The 17,735-nt window shown below is 42.4% G+C and carries 14 protein-coding genes; 9 read left to right on the forward strand and 5 right to left on the reverse strand.

From position 1 onward, the window contains the following. Nucleotides 1-212: 212 nt before the first annotated feature. Nucleotides 213-1,667, reverse strand: coding sequence for a glycoside hydrolase family 43 protein (locus GTK07_RS15890; protein ID WP_163636231.1), 1,455 nt, complete (start codon nt 1,665-1,667; stop codon nt 213-215). Nucleotides 1,668-2,364: 697 nt separating this feature from the next. Between GTK07_RS15890 and GTK07_RS15895 the strand changes: the two genes are divergently transcribed. The 8 genes from GTK07_RS15895 (at nt 2,365) to GTK07_RS15930 (ending at nt 12,905) form a co-directional block, all read left to right on the forward strand. Beyond that, a complete protein-coding gene (locus GTK07_RS15895; protein ID WP_203583822.1) occupies nt 2,365-5,316 on the forward strand; it encodes a sensor histidine kinase in 2,952 nt (983 codons plus the stop codon). A 74-nt stretch (nt 5,317-5,390) separates the two neighbouring features. Continuing rightward, nucleotides 5,391-6,134 (forward strand): LytR/AlgR family response regulator transcription factor, encoded by a 744-nt coding sequence (locus tag GTK07_RS15900; protein ID WP_163636233.1) that lies wholly within the window; start codon nt 5,391-5,393, stop codon nt 6,132-6,134. Nucleotides 6,135-6,351: 217 nt separating this feature from the next. Further along, nucleotides 6,352-6,978 carry a hypothetical protein gene (locus GTK07_RS15905; RefSeq protein WP_163636234.1) on the forward strand — a complete coding sequence of 209 codons (627 nt, stop codon included), beginning with the start codon at nt 6,352-6,354 and terminating at the stop codon, nt 6,976-6,978. A gap of 4 nt (nt 6,979-6,982) precedes the next feature. After that, nucleotides 6,983-8,371, forward strand: coding sequence for a hypothetical protein (locus tag GTK07_RS15910; protein ID WP_163636235.1), 1,389 nt, complete (start codon nt 6,983-6,985; stop codon nt 8,369-8,371). A 110-nt stretch (nt 8,372-8,481) separates the two neighbouring features. Next, nucleotides 8,482-8,826 (forward strand): hypothetical protein, encoded by a 345-nt coding sequence (locus GTK07_RS15915; protein WP_203583823.1) that lies wholly within the window; start codon nt 8,482-8,484, stop codon nt 8,824-8,826. Between the two features lie 9 nt (nt 8,827-8,835). After that, on the forward strand, nt 8,836-10,659 hold the full coding sequence (locus GTK07_RS15920; RefSeq protein ID WP_163636237.1) for an OmpA family protein: 1,824 nt from the start codon (nt 8,836-8,838) through the stop codon (nt 10,657-10,659). 52 nt (nt 10,660-10,711) lie between these two features. Further along, complete coding sequence (locus GTK07_RS15925) at nt 10,712-11,362, forward strand: hypothetical protein (RefSeq protein WP_163636238.1); 651 nt, start codon at nt 10,712-10,714, stop codon at nt 11,360-11,362. A gap of 448 nt (nt 11,363-11,810) precedes the next feature. Further along, the gene (locus GTK07_RS15930; RefSeq protein WP_163636239.1) at nt 11,811-12,905 is read left to right on the forward strand and encodes a formylglycine-generating enzyme family protein; all 1,095 of its coding nucleotides are present in this window, start codon (nt 11,811-11,813) and stop codon (nt 12,903-12,905) included. 2 nt (nt 12,906-12,907) lie between these two features. Here the strand turns inward: GTK07_RS15930 and GTK07_RS15935 are convergent, their stop codons facing one another. The 4 genes from GTK07_RS15935 to GTK07_RS15950 all read right to left on the reverse strand — a co-directional run bounded on the left by GTK07_RS15935 (nt 12,908) and on the right by GTK07_RS15950 (nt 16,878). After that, the gene (locus GTK07_RS15935) at nt 12,908-13,081 is read right to left on the reverse strand and encodes a hypothetical protein (protein ID WP_163636240.1); all 174 of its coding nucleotides are present in this window, start codon (nt 13,079-13,081) and stop codon (nt 12,908-12,910) included. A 38-nt stretch (nt 13,082-13,119) separates the two neighbouring features. Then, on the reverse strand, nt 13,120-13,317 hold the full coding sequence (locus tag GTK07_RS19485; protein ID WP_163636241.1) for a YaiO family outer membrane beta-barrel protein: 198 nt from the start codon (nt 13,315-13,317) through the stop codon (nt 13,120-13,122). A gap of 340 nt (nt 13,318-13,657) precedes the next feature. Next, the gene (locus GTK07_RS15945) at nt 13,658-16,198 is read right to left on the reverse strand and encodes an ABC transporter permease (RefSeq protein WP_163636242.1); all 2,541 of its coding nucleotides are present in this window, start codon (nt 16,196-16,198) and stop codon (nt 13,658-13,660) included. A 2-nt stretch (nt 16,199-16,200) separates the two neighbouring features. Continuing rightward, nucleotides 16,201-16,878, reverse strand: a complete 678-nt coding sequence (locus GTK07_RS15950) for an ABC transporter ATP-binding protein (protein WP_163636243.1) — start codon at nt 16,876-16,878, stop codon at nt 16,201-16,203. A 78-nt stretch (nt 16,879-16,956) separates the two neighbouring features. Between GTK07_RS15950 and GTK07_RS15955 the strand changes: the two genes are divergently transcribed. Then, nucleotides 16,957-17,637: an arylesterase gene (locus GTK07_RS15955; RefSeq protein ID WP_235932897.1), complete on the forward strand. Its 681-nt coding sequence runs from the start codon at nt 16,957-16,959 to the stop codon at nt 17,635-17,637. Nucleotides 17,638-17,735: the final 98 nt, after the last annotated feature.

Here is a 17,735-nt window from a genome sequence, read left to right on the forward strand (position 1 = left end):
ATCTTCAACTAAAGGTAGACTGAACCATCAAGACCCATGATGAAATATTTGGCAACTTTTTCTCAAGCACATTGCCAATTCAACATAATACATAATCACGCCGATACACCTTTTTTGTACCAAATCCGTAACCCAATTCTTGTGAAGTAAATTTCCCCAAGGCGACTGCCGAATACCAAATCAACTAGCTGTTGGGGCGACAAACCATCATTTTAGTATTTTATACTAAAATCATCAAACCTTCCTTCCGCATCACCAGAAACGCCGTCCTTTTTAATCTGAATGCCCACTTTCATACCAGAAGACCACCAGATGAGGTTGTCCCCTTCCATCGTATTGAATGATTTCCACTTTTCATCAGCAGTACGATAGCTAAAATCAATTTTTCTGGAATTGGTCACTTTTGCCTTGAGCCAAACATTGCCCGTGTTTTTTAATGCTACACTGGCAATTTCCTCGTATTTGCCATCAACGACCCGCCACAGTAGTAATTTCCTATTTTTTACACCAAGACCAAGACTTTTGTCCTTGGTGGTGTAAAATATAAGGCCCTTTAGGGCTTGATTTATATTTGTAACCCTTACAGAGAATTCAAAATCTGAATCATCGGGAATAATACATAAAATAGCTCCTGTTTTATTTTTGGGGTCTGGATTGGTTTCCATCAACTTCAGTTCACCATTAACAAGTTCAGCCTCAAAATCGGTGGCCAGTAAATTTTTACGCCAAAATTTGTTCAATGAGGTTTGATCAAAATTATCGGTACGGTTTTCCACAAGTCTATCCTTATCCGAAGTTTCCTCTTCTACTTTAAAATAAGGCCAACCACTACTTTCATCCCAATACATTTCACTTAATACCGCGGCCCGTCCGAGAGTAGGAAAGCCCTTGGTGTTATAGGCATGGTATAGGTAGTACCATTTATCCCTTGTATGGATCACCGTGCCATGTCCTGGGCATTTCCATGAATTGTTTCCTATTATAAGGGGATTATTGGGAGCTTTCTCCCAGGGTCCTTCCATGCTTTTAGCCCGCGCAACTCCAACCTGATAGTTACATTGCGGACCGCAACATCCGTTGCCTGAATATATCATATAAAGATATCCCCCTCTTTCAACAATGCATTGCCCTTCGATCATGTTTCCCTCAAATTCATTATCGTCTGCTGTGATGGTTACAAATTCCTTGCCCACAAGTGACAAACCGTCGTTTGACAATTTTGAGCCTAAAAGGGTAACCGGTTTACTGGGCTCCAAACCATAAGCTTTCCATGTAATATATGGAGTTCCTTTATCTTCAAATACAAAGGCATCTATGGCTTCATTGCCCCATTCTATTATAACTCCTTTATCTTCAAATCCTTTTGAAATATCTTTTGTGGTGGCAACACCGATTTTTGAAATGCCATCCTTTGCCCTTGCAGTATAATAGCAATAGAAAGTACCATCCTTATAATATAGCTCAGGTGCCCAAAAACTGGACATGGTCCAATCCGGTGCCTTTTGGAACACATGACCCACAAGTTCCCAGTTTTTTAGATCGGTGGATTTATATATAGGATAAATCGGGGCCCAATCTCCTGAAGTTCCGGCTGCATAATAAATACCATCGACTTCAATGATTGAAGGGTCTGGTAGTTCCCCTGGGATAACTTGGCTTTGTTCCACAGGGCTTTGGGCTTTCAATGGATGATTAAACAAAAAGGTGCAGGTCAAAAAAAGAAAGAAACTTAGTATTTTACGGCCCATTGAAAATAATTATAGGTTTAGATTCATCTAATTTAAAAAAGAATCCTTACAAGATACTGAATTACGGAAATGCATTGATTGAGTGGAAAAAGCCTTCCTGACTTAAAATACACACACTATGATACTTAAAACAATAGGACTACCAAGTTGAGTGGATCCGCTTTTAATCCTAGGCACTTTAATGTGTTAAACTGAACATGCCTAATAAATCGATATTCTTCAACCTTTTCCTTTTTTTAAGTCAAAAAATAGTTGACAACTAGGTCGTTTGACCCATTTTCATCCGTAAATAGCATTACTTCATTTTATCATTTACGATTTCAGCCAAATTCTGTGAAGCTCTAGCAATCCTGAAACTTTCTTTGGGTAGGGTTTTATCCCATTATTTTTTCAACCAAATCGATCTTAAACACCAGAATTACATAATTTACTTCCTATTATGTATAAAAAATGACCTCTGGCTCATTGCTATATACAAAAAGGAGGAAAATCCAATATTTTAGTGTTGTAACAAAAGGGCCTTCTGGAATATCCAGAAGTATTTTCAGATTTTGGGTATATGTCATTTTCTTTCAAAAATTATAGAACTATTATCTGGAGAACTTGTCTTTTCAACATGTTGTTTCTCTGTTGGACCACTGTTTCGGCACAGCGGGTTCTTATGGAAAACTATACCATGGAAAATGGCTTGGCTACCAATGTTGTCTACGACATTTTCCAGGATTCCAAAGGCTTTATGTGGTTTATGACACGTTTTGGCCTGAGTCGATACGACGGTGCGCGTTTTACCAATTTTACGACCAAAAATGGATTGCGATCCAATTTTGTTTCTGCTATGTTCGAAGGACCCAATGGTATCTTATATGTGGCTTCAGGTGATAACCTGCAAACGATCGTTAATGGGAAGGTTGGGCCAAACATTTTGCCCGGGTCCATGGCCATTGAGGCATTCTACAAGCAACCCGATGGTTCTTGCATCCTCACCACGGACAATTCAGGTTTGGTTAGGTATTCTGAAGGAAAACTGCAACAAATCACTCCAACATATCCTGGACCAAACAGCTCATTGATCATCACCCCTGCAGGGAATCTATTAACAGGTGGACATTTCATTGAAAAGACAGAGTACATTTCTTCCCTTAAATTATTCGATCCCAATGGCAAACTATTGGATTTTGCCCCACCTGGAGAACCGAATGATGCACAGAATCTTTTCTTGGACATCCATGGCAACATTTGGGTGTGCGCCGTAAATGGTCTTCAATTACTTTCTATGGAAGATGTGGATGAAGGCCGCATAAAGTTTTGTTCCCTACCAACACCCTTTGACCATGCCATCTTGAAAGGAAATGTACAGGATATGCTTCAGGATCGGTACGGAAATTATTGGATTGCCACTAACGAAGGGTTGGTGCGCATAGGGCCTAGTGGGCAGCTCACCGTTTTCACCGAAACGGACGGATTGGCATCCAATAAGGTCTTGAAGTTGCATGAAGACCAAGAAAACAACCTTTGGGTGGGAACCTTAAAGGGGGTTACCAAGATTTCGTTAGGTGGCCATTTACAGTACTTTACTACCCAAGATGGTTTGGCAGACAACGAGATTCAAAGTGTTTTGGTACTCAGTGAAGAGGAGATTTTTGTAACCACCACGAACGGCCATTTGCAAAAATTCAATCCACTGACCATGTCGGTCACAACATTGGCATCCATAAAGCCGAACAGTTTCTTTAAGATTTTGACGACCCGCACCGGGCAACATTTTGTGGCCTTGAACGAGGAGTACCGATGGACGGCCAAAAAACTTTTCAAATTTGATCCCAAGCAAGGATTACAAGGAGAGGAGATTGCTTTTGACCATTCTTTTTTTAACATGGAAACCGATGGCAAAGGTCATTATTTTATGGCTGGCAATCACGGTTTATATGCGTACGATCCAAAAACCGAGGAACAGTTGAATCTGGCGGGCATTAAGGACAGGGTAAACCAAATTGTATTTGACAAGGATGGAAACCTTTGGGCAGGAATGTGGGATGGCAAGCTCTTCCGGGTCGAACTTTTTTATAATGGGGATCCTATTACGGCCAAAAAAGATGATTTAAGCCATCTGATGAAGGGAGCCCGCACCGGGCTTATGTATGTTGATGCCATGGGTAATGTTTGGGCCGGATCTCGGGATCAGGGTGTTACCAAAATATTCAAGGATACCAATGGGGTCTATCAAAGTCTGCAAATGACCCCAGAAGATGGTTTAATGGCCCCCTCCTGCTATGTGGCAGCAGAAGATAGCCAAGGAAGTGTTTTTATTGCTTCGCAATTGGGGCTTGACAAACTGCTGCCCGTTGGGGATTCTTATAAAGTACTCAATTTCAGTAAAGAAAATAACTTCTATGATGAAATCTGGGATGTGAAACGAACCGTGGATGGCATCTTTTGGGTGGCCACGGCATCAGGACTGGTCCGTTTTGTAGATCAGTTTACGGAAACCTTGCCACCTCCCAAAGTACACATTACCCAAATCATAAACAAAGCAGAAAACGAATCTGTCAACTTAGATCCTGCGGAATTGAAAGAGACTATTCTGCCCCATGGCCAAGGCAATATTCAATTCTATTTTGCGGCCCTTTATTTTGTGAACGAAAGTGCGGTAAAGTACAGTTATCGATTGTTGGGTGCTTCGGATGAAAACTGGAACACCCTTACCAATGGCACCTCCGTTTCCTATGCAGGGTTACGTCCCGGAAAATATCGGTTCGAAGTACGGACCCTCAACTGGAACGACCTTCCGGGCACATCGGACGTTTTTGATTTTGAGATTACTCCTCCTTGGTGGACCACTTGGTGGTTTATGTCCCTGTCCTTTGTCTTTATTACCGGGGCCGTATATTATTTCATGAAGCGGCGTATTGATCACATCAGGTACAAGGCTCAAATGGAACAAAGGATCACCGAAACGGAAATGAAGGCGCTTCGGGCCCAAATGAATCCGCACTTTATCTTTAACTGCATCAATAATATAGATGCTCTGGTGCAAAGCAATGATCGCTACAATGCTACCGTTTATTTGAACAAATTTGCCAAATTACTCCGTAATGTACTGGATAGCTCGCAGCAGAGAACCGTCTCTTTGAGTATGGACATGGAGACTTTGGAACTCTACGTTTCCTTGGAACAACTTCGGGACAAAGGGAAGTACGAGGTTTCCATCAATGTGGATAAAAACCTATTGAAAGGTGATTTTCAGGTACCGCCGTTAATCATACAGCCCTTGGTTGAAAATGCAATTGTGCATGGCTTGCGAAAAAATCAGGGGACAAACGGTAAACTCCAAATTTCGGTTACTGGACAACATCCCTTTGTAAAATATGTCATTGAGGATAATGGTGTGGGCCGGAACAATAAAAACTCCAATAAAGCAAAAGGACACAAGTCCTATGGTACCCAAATGAGCAGTGACCGCGTACGGTTTTTCAACGAGGAGGATAAGGCATCCATTCTCTTCATTGACAAAGAGGAAAATGGTGTTCCAACAGGAACAAGGGTTGAAATATTATTAAAGGTCGAATGATTTATCCGCTAAATTGCCCATTCGTTCATCTGCTTTTGAAAAGCTTAAATGGTTAAAATTAATTTGAAACAAAGATGTTAAGAGCTATTATCATTGATGACGAGGAAATGGGACGAATTGCTCTAAGGGAAAAATTGACCCATTACTGTTCAAATGTTGAAATTATAGGGTTTGCAGAAGACGGGACAACAGGCTTTAATCTCATTGAAAATTCTAACCCCGATATTGTTTTCCTTGATATTGAGATGCCTATTATGGGAGGGTTCGAAATGCTCTCGCAACTCAAAGACCAATCCTTTCATTTGATCTTTACCACAGCTTACGATCAATATGCCATTAAAGCTATTCGGTTTGCTGCTTTTGATTATTTGTTGAAACCCATTGACATTGATGAATTGAAACAGGCCGTTGACCGCATCCAAAGGGAAACCATTAAGGATGCCCGTGAAAAACTTGAAGTGCTGCAGCATAACCTGAAATCCGAAAGCGTAACGGATAAAATTGCCGTTCCTACCTTGGAGGGATTGTTGTTCCTGACCATAGAAAATATGGTCCACTTGGAGGCCGATAGTAACTATACCACCATATATTTGGCCAACGGAACAAAGGAAGTGACCAGCAGGACCTTGAAGGATTACGAGGATCTTTTGCCCAAGTCCATGTTTTTTAGATGCCACCATTCACATTTGGTCAATTTGAAAACCATTAAACGTTACATCAAGGGAGATGGCGGCCAAATTGAACTTGAGAATGGGCATTATGTTGCAGTTTCCCGAAGAAAAAAGGACGAATTTCTATCCAGATTCAAATCCCTGTAAACATTTAGAACAGGATAAAGTCCTAATTTATCCGCAGAGGCCATTATAATTTTCAACTTGCTTTCAAGGTACATTTCCTAAAGAACCATTTCTATTACCAATTACAGGTTAAAACCCGCCAACCACTCATTCCCATATACATATAGTTGGTTTCCGCTCTAGTTTTGAAGGTGTTCCCTTAAAATATGCACCAATAATACCATAACAATTGCAAACAATGAAACCATTCCTTTTTACTTTTTTGACTTTGGCCATGCTCATTTTCACAAGTTGTAGCGATTCCAAGAAAACCGAAAACAAGGAACCGGAACCCGCGGAAGAGGTAGCTGTTGCAGCTCCGACCCAAGACGGCATCGATCTAAAACAGAACGGCGATTACTCAGCTTTGTTCAACGCCACACAGGAAAATTGTCCCCTGATGACCCCAGAGGAATTGGAACAGGCCCTTTCCCTTGCAGCCGGGAGTGTTGAAACTGAAGGTTTTGCTTGTTCCAGCAGCATTACCCAACCCGATGGGAGTAAAGGACGGTTGGTTATCAATACCGGTACATTGGCCAGTTTGGAGGATGTGAAAAACGAAATTTCCAATTATTTGAAGGATAATTCAGGGTTGCTTTCCGCCCAGATCAGCGAATCCGGTGATACATATCTATGTATCCATAAGGCTAGGGGATCTCTTTTCATTTTCAATCCAAAACTTGAACGTTATGTGAATATTGGTTATGGATCTAGGGCAGCGGCAATAGTGAACAAAAAGAAAGGAATAGAAACCGCTGCTGAAACAACCATGAGAGAGCAAGCAATCATCATTGCCAATAAACTTCTGGAAAAATATAAAAAATAACTCCATGGGATCATATAGACACTTTTTACTAATTGTGCTTGGCATTTTGGTATATCATAGCGCCCTAGCCCAACCCTATACCTTGAACAAAAAACTCACGCCGATTGAGTTGAAACTTCAAAAAGACACCCGAAAAGGGCATGAAGAAGAAAAGGGTATTGTGTTTTTTAATAAGATGGACAGCTTGGTCATGTACCATTACGTTACAGGACATGGCATGTTCCAGATGGTAGATGTACTCGTATCCAGCGTTGACGGGGAGCCCTTGAAGGCAACCTTGGTAAAGGACAACTGGGAAGATGAACAGGAGCAGCAAACAACCTCTTCATCATCAGACGACATCATCAATTTTAAAGTCAGGTCTTATGGGTCTTTTGGCATAAAGGTCGAAGCCGAAGAGGTAGGTGCCTTGTACAATATCACCCTTTTGGCAAGTAAACCGGTCAAGGCATATTTGGGGAGCCCTTTCCGAAAAATAAAGGACAGCGAAATGAAGGCCGATGAAACTACAGAAATCACCGGTACCACTAACACCAGAGGGGACAATAAATGGCTGTATATCGCCTTAGGTGTTGCCTTGCTGGTTATTGGACTATTGGCCGGAAAACTATTGGGAAAAAACAAGAGCTCGGCAACATTGGTGCTGGTATTGCTTGGGTTTTCATCCATGTCATTCGTGCAAACAGGTCCTGAAGGCGCCTTCCTATCCGTGAAAGAGTTTGAAGAATTTGTAAAGGACAACAATGCCCAAATGAAGAATTTTGAGGCGTTACTTAAGATCATAAACGAAAAAGTACCAGCAGACTGGAATGCGGCAAAGTTTAAGAAAACCACGGAAAGCATCAATAAAAATATTGGTGTAATCATGAAGGCTTGGAGTTCGGCTGCCAAGGTGTTCGATCTTTATCACGGGTTGGGCGAATGTATGAGTGCAACCCCGATTCCCGGGGAACCCAATATACCTTCTTTCTGTGATGATGAGCTTTTGACAGGAGCCACAGGTTTTGGGGATAATCTGGGAAGTTGTTCCGAGTGTTATTATCAAGCCCGCACTGAATTCAACAATGTTCGATATAATCTGGAAGAGTTGGCCACCATATACAGCTGTACCAAGAAATTCACCGATGCGGCTCTTGCTTTTGGTGACAACGCATCGGGGATCCACGCCGTAACGGGTCTGGCATGGCAGAACGAACGCCGTGGAATTGAAAAATCCATTACCGATTTGGAAAATGCCTATGATAAAAAATATGCGGAATTCATGCAGCGTTTGGCCGAAGCCATGCAACAACTCAATATCTGTGAGGCCAAATTTGGTGTGGAAGATTGGTATGATCGTTTCGGATTTATCTATTATGAATTCATGAAGGACAAGTACAAACGAAAAAAGTAATGTTAAAGGGTTCTCTCCCATTTTGTATATGGGTTGTACTATTGTTGGGTTGCATGAAAAGCAGGGATTCCCAATATGTCCATAACCTAACACTTGACGAAGTTCAGGGCATGATCATCATCGCAAAGAAGGATGGCCAGGTGGACACCCTTCATAATCCAGCTCCAGAGGAAGGCGAATTGGACTTGGTAGGACCTTCACCCGACAACCGGATGATCTTGCTCACGGTCCCTACGGGTGACGGTGGCAGAGCATGGGTTTATCACATCGGAAAAACCGAATTGCATGAAATAGAAGGGGGCTTTGGCCTTGGTGAAATCGGCTGGCGGAATAAGGGTGGTATTGTGTTGCATCAAGGATGTGTTATGATGACTCACTGTAAAAAACTTGAGTCGAAAAATGTTGATTCCCCGTGGATCATGGAGTTAGTGGAAGATTTAGGGAAAACCGAATAAAGAATAACAATGTCAAGAAACCTATCAAAACTACTACTACTAAGTTTATGTGGCCTTGCAATATGTTGCTCCAAAGGAAAAAAGGATGGAAATAAGGATGAGGTTACACACACCCCTTCAGAAACGGAAACGGTTTCAAAACCACAAAACAATGCTTCGGATCCCAACCCTACTGAGGATGGTGTCCTGGATGTAAACTTAAGCGACCAAAAACAACTGGATATTTTTGTCAATGCACTGCAAGCGGATGATGCCGTTTTGGGGCTTTTTGAAGAAAAACTGAGAAAAGGCGGATTTTCAGAGGTGGAACTCCTCGAAATAAAACATCGCCTTTCCACTTCAGTTTCAGACGAAGTTTCACAACAAACATCCATCAACAATTCCGGGGATGCCGTTAAAAAATCAGCTCAAAACCTTTTTAAGACTGTGGCCAAAGGTACTGACCAAGTAATGCAACGGGGCAATCCAAACGCCCAGAGAGTAGAAGATCTGATCAACGAAAGACTGGCTCTCATCAACCAGAAAACAGGATACAATGCCAATGCCATGGAAGATTTGGCAAAAGCAAAAATGGCAGATTTTATGGGCGGCGATAAAAGCCTTCTTTATGAAAAAATGACCCAGGCGGGCGTTTACAATGCATATGGACTCCGACAAGCGCAAGAAACCATTGCAGCCACCAATAATCCGGACAGTATTGCCCAGGCTATGGCCGGTTACCTAAAAATGACCGAAAGGGAAATCCAATTGTTGGGAAAGGTACCATCCTTTGAGCGATACTTGAACGAATTGGAAGCCCGTGAAAACAAAGCCGCGATATTGGACCCCGAAGTTGAAAAACAGCTACAAAGTGGAAAGGCCTCCCAGGCGTTTACCAAATTGTTGAATCATCATACTAAAATAGCAAGCCTCAATGCCAAATCCATTCTGAATAAGTCAAAAAAGGCCCGTGCCCAGTTCCAAAAACTCAACCCTACTTGGAACGGGGAAGATGACGCAGTTGGCAACACCTATTTTGATGAAAAGGGCAATGTGGTGTTCCTTCCCTTGGGAAAGATCTCTTTTGCAGATAGGGTCGTAAGCCATAAACCTGGATTTCCGAAAGGCGGATTTTCTGAAGGTTCCCTTGGTGAACCCGATTTACCCAAGGACACAGGTAATTTCGATGCCCGATTCTGTAGTATAGGAATTGGCGGAGTACTGGTTTTAGAATTTACCGATAATGCCCTCACCGACGTCAATGGTCCCGATCTGTTCATTTTTGAAATAGGTAAGGTAGAACCTACCGTACTTGAAATTTCCAAAGACGGCAATGAGTGGATCCATGTAGGGGAGATTGAAGGTGGAACGGCAATGGTGGACATTCATGAATTTGTGAAACCGGGAGAAACTTTCACCTTTGTTAGATTGACCGATTTAATGACCGAAAGTGGTATTCCCGGTGCCGATGTGGATGCCGTTGCCGCTATTGGCGGTGCAATACGACTACAACTGGATAGCTCTGTTTTATTCGAGTTCGGTAAATTTGAACTTAAACCAGAAGCCGAAGTTTTGCTTTCGGAACTCATCCCACAAATTGAACAATTGGGAAAAGGGACCATTGTGGTGGAAGGGCATACAGATAATATTGGAAACGCAGTTTCAAATAAAACACTATCGGAACAACGGGCACAAAGTGTAAGCCAAGTATTAAAATCTTTAATGAAAGGATCGGCAAACAACTTTTCATGGCAAACCAAAGGTTTTGGGGATTCCCAACCCGTTGCACCGAACAACACCGATGAAAACCGCCAGAAAAACCGTCGAGTGGAACTGCTGATTTTACCCAAATAGTAAAGTAACAGCCCCTACTTTTAAATAAACAATTGATAATTAACGATTTAAAATGAAAAAAATCAGTTTCATATTCGTTTTTACCCTTTCCATACTCTGGATGTCCTGCAAGAACAATTCCGAAGCTCAAAATATTGAAACGGAACAGCCAAAAACAGAAAATTCAAATCCAGCAGCTTCCCCATCTGAAACAATGATGGGTTCTGTAAATGATTTGAAGGCAAATGCCGAGATCCTCAGAAAAACAACGCCGATTACCAAAGAAGTGTTTAAAGAATGGTTACCAGATGAGTTGTTGGGAATGCAGCGCACCGGTTACACATTGGGTACCATGGTCATGGGTGAGATAGCATCAATGGAAGCACATTATACCTCGCCGGACAATGTCCGTAAACTGAAAGTGGAATTGATGGACTGCGCAGGTGAGATGGGAGCTTCGGTAGCCATGGCCGCCCAGGCAACCTTGGCAATGGATTACGAGGAGGAAAGCGAAACCAAAAGTGAACGGACTATTACCAAAAATGGTGTAAGGGCCGTAGAAAAATACAATAAAAAGAAAGGAACTACCGTTGTAGAATCTTTATTTGGAAATCGCTTTTATATAAAGGTCACAGGTGAAAAAATGGAGCCTGACGATGTTTGGGAGGCCCTAACCGCCCTGCAAGTGGAAAAATTATTCCAGTCCACAAACGGAAACCAATAAAGGGAACCACCTCTAAAAGTTACAATTATTCGATGGTTCCCAGAAAGCGGGCGTAAAGAGAAAAGTACCATTTTTGCCATTGCCCCGAAAATCCTTCCTAAAAGGATGCAACGGGACAATATATCATCACTTCCGACAATTTTAAATCGATTCATTTCTAATCCAATCTGGATAACCGAAAACTATATGATTTTTTCAGCGACACAGATTCGCTAAACCATCTATACCAGAACCCAACTTAAGTAAGCATTACAGAAGAACTTCTTAGGAAACTTGGGCAATCAGGAGTGAAATTTGGTGATACTAGCTCCCTAAACCAACAATTCCTAGGCGAATATTATACAACCCGTTTTCCTCGTAAGAATTGAAAAGGTTGTTCCAAGAAAATTTAAAAACACGAAATTAGCAGCACAGTTTAGAACAAAACATCGGGATAAAACCAAAACCAATGACATTAAAGTATAATGTTGCACTTTATATTATCCTGTTTATCCTCTTGGCAAATTGCAAGCCTAAAACAGATGGTGCAAACAAATCCATGGGCATAACGGAAATAAAGGAAACTCCAAAATCCAGAAATCCGCCAACCAAAACTCCAGAAGGCATGGTCTGGATTCCTGGTGGGGATTTTATGCAAGGTGCCGTTACCAAGGACAAGATGGCCATGATGCATGAAAAACCAGCGCACCAAGTGCATGTGGATGGTTTTTTTATGGACATCCATGAGGTCACCAATGCCCAGTTCTCCAAATTTGTGAGTGAGACAGGTTATGTAACCGTGGCCGAACGGGAAATTGATTGGGAGGAAATGAAGAAGCAATTACCAAAGGGCACCCCCAAACCCCACGATTCCATTTTGCAACCAGGCTCGTTGGTGTTCAAAAAGACTAAATCCAGCGTACCCAACCTATATGACTATTCGCAATGGTGGGAATGGAAAATCGGTGCCGATTGGAAACATCCCAACGGACCAAACAGCACTGTTGAGGGCAAGGAAAACGAACCTGTGGTGCACATTGCCCTTGAAGATGCCTTGGCCTATTGCAAATGGGCCGGGAGGCGGTTACCCACTGAAGCGGAGTGGGAGTATGCTGCACGAGCAGGCAAAAAGGATGAACTGTTCTTTTGGGGAAGCGATGTCTCCCTGTTAAGTTCCCATGCCAATTCATGGGAAGGGGAATTTCCGGTAGAAAACACGGAGGAAGATGGATTTGAACGAAGGGCACCCGTAATGAGTTATCCCAAAAATGATTTTGGACTATACGATATGGCCGGAAATGTCTGGGAATGGACCAATGACTGGTACAATACCAATTATTATAAGGAACTTGCGGACAAAAACGAGGTTACCCAAAACCCAACAGGAGCTTTTAAGGCCTATAATTCCTCTAACCCATATGCCGAAGAAAAAGTGATAAAGGGTGGTTCTTTTCTATGCAGCGCCTCCTATTGTGCCAGTTATCGGATCAGTGCCCGTATGGCCACAAGTCCTGATTCAGGGATGGAGCATTTAGGTTTTAGGACCGTCTTGCAAGGCAACTAGTATTAAAGCCTTTTGATATACCCCAGTTTAATGGAATATTGGTCGTCAAAAGTATCGGTCTGGAACTCTACTCTACCATAGGTCAGTTCGGCATAGATGACATGCGAATCACCAAGAAGTTTTCTAAAACCTAGGGTAAAGTTATCGGACCTTAGTTTTGTAGCGTTCTCATACAATACATTATTCGCCGTGTTGTCAGGGGAGAACCCTGTTCCTACCTAGCCATTAAGTAATCATCCGACCCACCAAAATAATATCGTGTCTCCAAAGCATAGGAATTCCAAATGCCGCTGCCGGTTGGCGAAAGATATACGCGGGCGTTGAACCAATAGTTCCTGTAGTATTTGCCAAGGCAAAAAGTGTAGATCCAATTGTCATCTACAAACCTTAAGTATCTAAACCCTGCATCCAACTCAAAGGCAGCGGGAAGATTGGAATATTAGGAAAAATCTGCCCAAGGGTACGAGACACATCATAGGCATTAACCCATTAACAACATGTGCTGCAGCCACATTAATATGTTTTACAGTCAATAATATTGTTGTCCCCAACAATATAAAAGATATTGTAGTATTAAATTTCATGGAGGGTAATCCTGAAACCAAGAGGGTCAAGGAATCTATTTTCAACATCCATCCAATAATGCCATAAATGACACAAGAACCAGTATACACGTTTGGGAAGCTCAATCATATTAGCAGTCAGCCTAAATTCAACCCTAATGGGTATCCAATAAAGTAAGGGTAGGCTATTTACTCATTTTCCTTTTGCAATACTGATATTGGGGAATTCCTGATAATCTCAATACTGGTACCAACCCCAATGGCAAATACCAATATCGTTATGGACGGCAAAATGACCATAAAAGGAATAGATGAAGGAACAAAAGCAGTATCAAAAAGAATGTAGGCCAATAGGGAACTGCCCAACACGGCCAAAACCACACCCATAAAAGCGCCTAAAAACCCAAGAACTGCGTATTCCAAAGCAATCATCTTTAATATCTGGGAGCTTTTGGCACCCAATGTCCGTAATAAGGCCCCTTGTCTCATCCGTTGATGCTTACTGCTATAAATGGCACCCATTAGCACTGCAATGCCTACAAATATGCTGAAAAAGGCCATAAAATTGATAACCCAACCAATTTTGCCCAAAATATCCTCCAATAGACCTAAAATGCGCTTGAGGTCCAATATGGAAACATTGGGAAATTCACTGACCAGTCGTTGCTGTAATTTGGCGGACCCTACATCAGTGGAAGTTCGGGTGGTCATTACCCCAAACTGTGGAGCATTTTCCAGCACACCAATAGGAAAAACAATGGAGAAATTGGGCTGTAATCGGGTCCAGTCCACTTCCCTAATACTCCTTACCACTGTTTTCATGATCTTACCCTGCACATTGAATGTGACCTCATCCCCAACATCAACTTGGGCCATGGTTGCAAAATCACTGCTGACGGAAATGGGTATGCTTTTTTCATTTTGTGCGCGGGAAATCCAATTACCAGCCACAATTTTCTCGGAGCTGACCAAGCTATCACGGTAAGTGACCCTAAATTCATGGTTCAAAATCCATCTACCTATCTGGGACGTGGAATCTTTCCTTATTTCAGACACCTGCTTATCCTTCAAAGCTTCTACCCGCATGGTCACGATCGGGATTTTATCTATCACCGGGAAGCCTGAAGATTGAAGGGTTTTTGCCACAGCACTAACTTGAGTGGTCTGGATATCCATTAATATCATGTTGGCAGTATTGGCCCTATCTTCCATGGCCGCTTTTTCCAAGAGCATATCTTTGGTAAAATACAAGGTGCTGATCAAAAAAGTTCCTATACCAATGGACAAAACCAACACCAAGGTTTGGTTCTGAGGCCTAAACAAATTCTTTAGGCTTTGGCGCGCAATGAATCCCCAAGAATGTGGAAAGAATTTTTTGAGCATCGCCATAAAAAATTGAGCAACACTGGTAAGAACCAAAAACACCACAAAAAGCCCCATTACGAAATAAATCGATCTGGCCAGATCGCCTAGTAACCAATAGGCAAAGCAAAACACAAATCCTATGATACCCAACCCGACGGCAAAGGTTGCCCTGATAGATCTGGAGGTGTTTTCCTGCACTACCCTTAAGGTCTGTAACGGCGAAACGTACAAAGTTTTCATCAAAGGATAGAGGGCAAACAAAACGGACATGGCCGTTCCAAGGGAAAGCCCCAAGAGTACACTTTGAAAGGACAAGGTAATGTTTACATCGACCGGAAGCAGGTCGCCCAATAAAATTGGAAACAATTGCTGAAGTACATATCCAAACATAATCCCGAACAAACCGCCGATCAAGCCCATACAAACGATCTGGATGAAGAAAATGAGATAGCTCTGCTTCTTGGAAGCCCCTAAACATTTAAGTACTGCAATAGACCTTAACTTCATTTGTACATAAATACCCATGCCGCTGGCAATACCCACACAGCCCAGCAATAGTGAAATAAAACCAACAAGGTTCAAAAACTTCCCAAAGTTGTCGTAACGCCTTCCTAAACGACTGGCTTCAGAAAGATGGGTGTCCAAATCAGCGTGCTCCTCATCCAAAATAGACTCCAACTTCTTGTTTAAATCTTCCAAATCCTGGTTTTCCTTGGCCTTAAAATAATATTTGTAATCAATACGGCTACCGGTTTGAACAAGCCCTGTATCATCAATATTGGCCAGCGGAATCAGTACGGGAGGTGCTATGGCCCCAAAAACGGAGGTGCTACCCGGTACCGTTTCCAATGATCCTGCAATTGCAAAGCTTTTGGCCCCAAGTTTTATACTGTCGCCTACTTTTAGGTTGAATTGGATCATAGTGGTCGCATCTACCAATGCCTTACCCTCTTTGTATCTCCCAGCAGCTTGTTGTGGTACCGTTTCCAATTCCCCATAAAATGGAAATCCTCCATCTATACCCCTTACCTCCACAAACTTGGTCGCACCTTTACCTGGAAACGACGCCATGGAAGGGAAATTGATCTCCCTGGCGTCCGCTCCACCAAGGGAGTCAATGATCGCCTCCACCTTTTGAGTAATGGGTTGGTCGCTTTCAATAACAAAGTCGGCCCCTAAAAGTGCCTTGGATCTTTGGGCAATATTTTCTTTGAGCAAACCGCTAAAGCTGTGAACACTCACCACAGCTGCAACACCCAAGATAATCGATAAGACAAAAAGGGTAAGTTTACCATAACTGGCCCTACCATCGCGCCATGCCATTTTAGCCAACCATGAAAAGCCTGCTTTCTTTCCCTTATCCATGATCAACCCTGTGTTTGTTCAATCTTACCTGACCTGAGGCGAATGCTTTTATCCGCCCTTTGTGCCAGTTCCAGATCATGGGTAACAATGACCAGGGCAGTTCCTTGTTCCTTATTCAGTTCGAATAATAATTTTTCTATTTTGGCCCCGGTCTCATCGTCTAAATTTCCAGTGGGTTCATCGGCGAAAAGAATGGCGGGTTTATTTGCAAATGCGCGTGCCAAAGCCACCCGTTGTTGCTCGCCTCCAGATAATTGTGAAGGGTAATGCCCCGATCTATTTTCTAGTCCAACCTTTGCCAACAACTCCTTCCCTTGTTCCTTTGCCTTCTTTATTCCTCTTAATTCCAAAGGAACAATCACATTTTCCAATGCCGTAAGGGTAGGCAACAATTGAAAATCCTGAAAAACAAAACCAACGTTCTGATTGCGCAACAATGCCCTTCCATCTTCATTTAATTGGATCAAATTTTGATCACATAGCCATATTTCACCATCATCTACTTTGTCCAAGCCGGCGCATAACCCAAGTAGGGTAGTTTTACCACTACCCGATGGCCCCACAATGGCAAACGTTTCACCATTGGACACTTCAAAGGAAACATTGTTGAGTACATGAAGGTCTTGGTCTCCACTCCTATAGGTCTTAGAGAGGTTTTGAACTTTTAATATCTTTGACATAACACGCATTTGGTTGAATTTTTCAAAATACTAAAATCGATTATGACCAAGATACCATCAAAGATCCCCAGGCCGTTAATGTTTTGCTATTTTTTTATGTTATTGTCTTTGGGCTGTGGCGAAAATGTAAACAAACCAAAGGAAGAGCCAGCAACTGAAGATACAGATCAAAAACTTGAAGTTGCCCGTTCCTATGGAAAAATACTCTTTTTTGGGGACAGTCTTACAGCTGGCTACGGTTTGGAAGTCAGTCAAGCGTTTCCTGCCCTTATCCAGCAAAAAATGGATTCTTTGGGGTTGGAGTACAGTGTTGTCAATGCTGGGTTGAGCGGAGAAACCACTGCTAGCGGAAAAAACAGGTTGGGTTGGGTTTTGGAGGATCGTATTGAAATTGTAATCTTAGAACTGGGAGCCAATGATGGGCTCCGCGGAATTCCTTTGACAGAAACGCGGACCAACCTGCAGAGCATGGTAGAAATGGTCCGAGAAAAGCTTCCCAATGCCAAGATTATTTTGGCCGGGATGAAGATACCACCTAACATGGGGCCAGCATATACTGCTGAATTTGAAAGTATTTTTCCTGATTTGGCATCAAAAGAAAATGTTTCACTCATCCCTTTCCTCCTTGAAAATGTTGCCGGAATTCCAAGTCTCAATCAAAGTGATGGTATCCACCCGACCATACAAGGACAAAAAATCGTAGCCAACAATGTTTGGGATATTTTGGGACCAATGTTGGCGATGGAAAACCATCAGTAAATGGTTTGATATCTGAAATGTACTCAGCCTGATCAATGGGTGGGAAAGATTGAGAAAAGAAAAAAGGACTTTCAATCTATTCCTCTATTGCTTTTTGG

It is taken from the genome of Flagellimonas sediminis, from assembly GCF_010500845.1.
Taxonomy (GTDB): domain Bacteria; phylum Bacteroidota; class Bacteroidia; order Flavobacteriales; family Flavobacteriaceae; genus Flagellimonas; species Flagellimonas sediminis.

What these genes read in the sequence shown, in the direction of transcription:
- GTK07_RS15925 (WP_163636238.1), top strand. Translation starts at nt 10,712, where the DNA reads ATGAAAAAAATCAGTTTCATATTCGTTTTTACCCTTTCCATACTCTGG.
- GTK07_RS15920 (WP_163636237.1), top strand. Translation starts at nt 8,836, where the DNA reads ATGTCAAGAAACCTATCAAAACTACTACTACTAAGTTTATGTGGCCTT.
- GTK07_RS15905 (WP_163636234.1), top strand. Translation starts at nt 6,352, where the DNA reads ATGAAACCATTCCTTTTTACTTTTTTGACTTTGGCCATGCTCATTTTC.
- GTK07_RS15900 (WP_163636233.1), top strand. Translation starts at nt 5,391, where the DNA reads ATGTTAAGAGCTATTATCATTGATGACGAGGAAATGGGACGAATTGCT.
- GTK07_RS15915 (WP_203583823.1), top strand. Translation starts at nt 8,482, where the DNA reads ATGATCATCATCGCAAAGAAGGATGGCCAGGTGGACACCCTTCATAAT.
- GTK07_RS15955 (WP_235932897.1), top strand. Translation starts at nt 16,957, where the DNA reads ATGTTTTGCTATTTTTTTATGTTATTGTCTTTGGGCTGTGGCGAAAAT.
- GTK07_RS15930 (WP_163636239.1), top strand. Translation starts at nt 11,811, where the DNA reads ATGACATTAAAGTATAATGTTGCACTTTATATTATCCTGTTTATCCTC.
- GTK07_RS15895 (WP_203583822.1), top strand. Translation starts at nt 2,365, where the DNA reads ATGTTGTTTCTCTGTTGGACCACTGTTTCGGCACAGCGGGTTCTTATG.
- GTK07_RS15950 (WP_163636243.1), bottom strand. Translation starts at nt 16,878, where the DNA reads ATGTCAAAGATATTAAAAGTTCAAAACCTCTCTAAGACCTATAGGAGT.
- GTK07_RS15945 (WP_163636242.1), bottom strand. Translation starts at nt 16,198, where the DNA reads ATGGATAAGGGAAAGAAAGCAGGCTTTTCATGGTTGGCTAAAATGGCA.
- GTK07_RS15910 (WP_163636235.1), top strand. Translation starts at nt 6,983, where the DNA reads ATGGGATCATATAGACACTTTTTACTAATTGTGCTTGGCATTTTGGTA.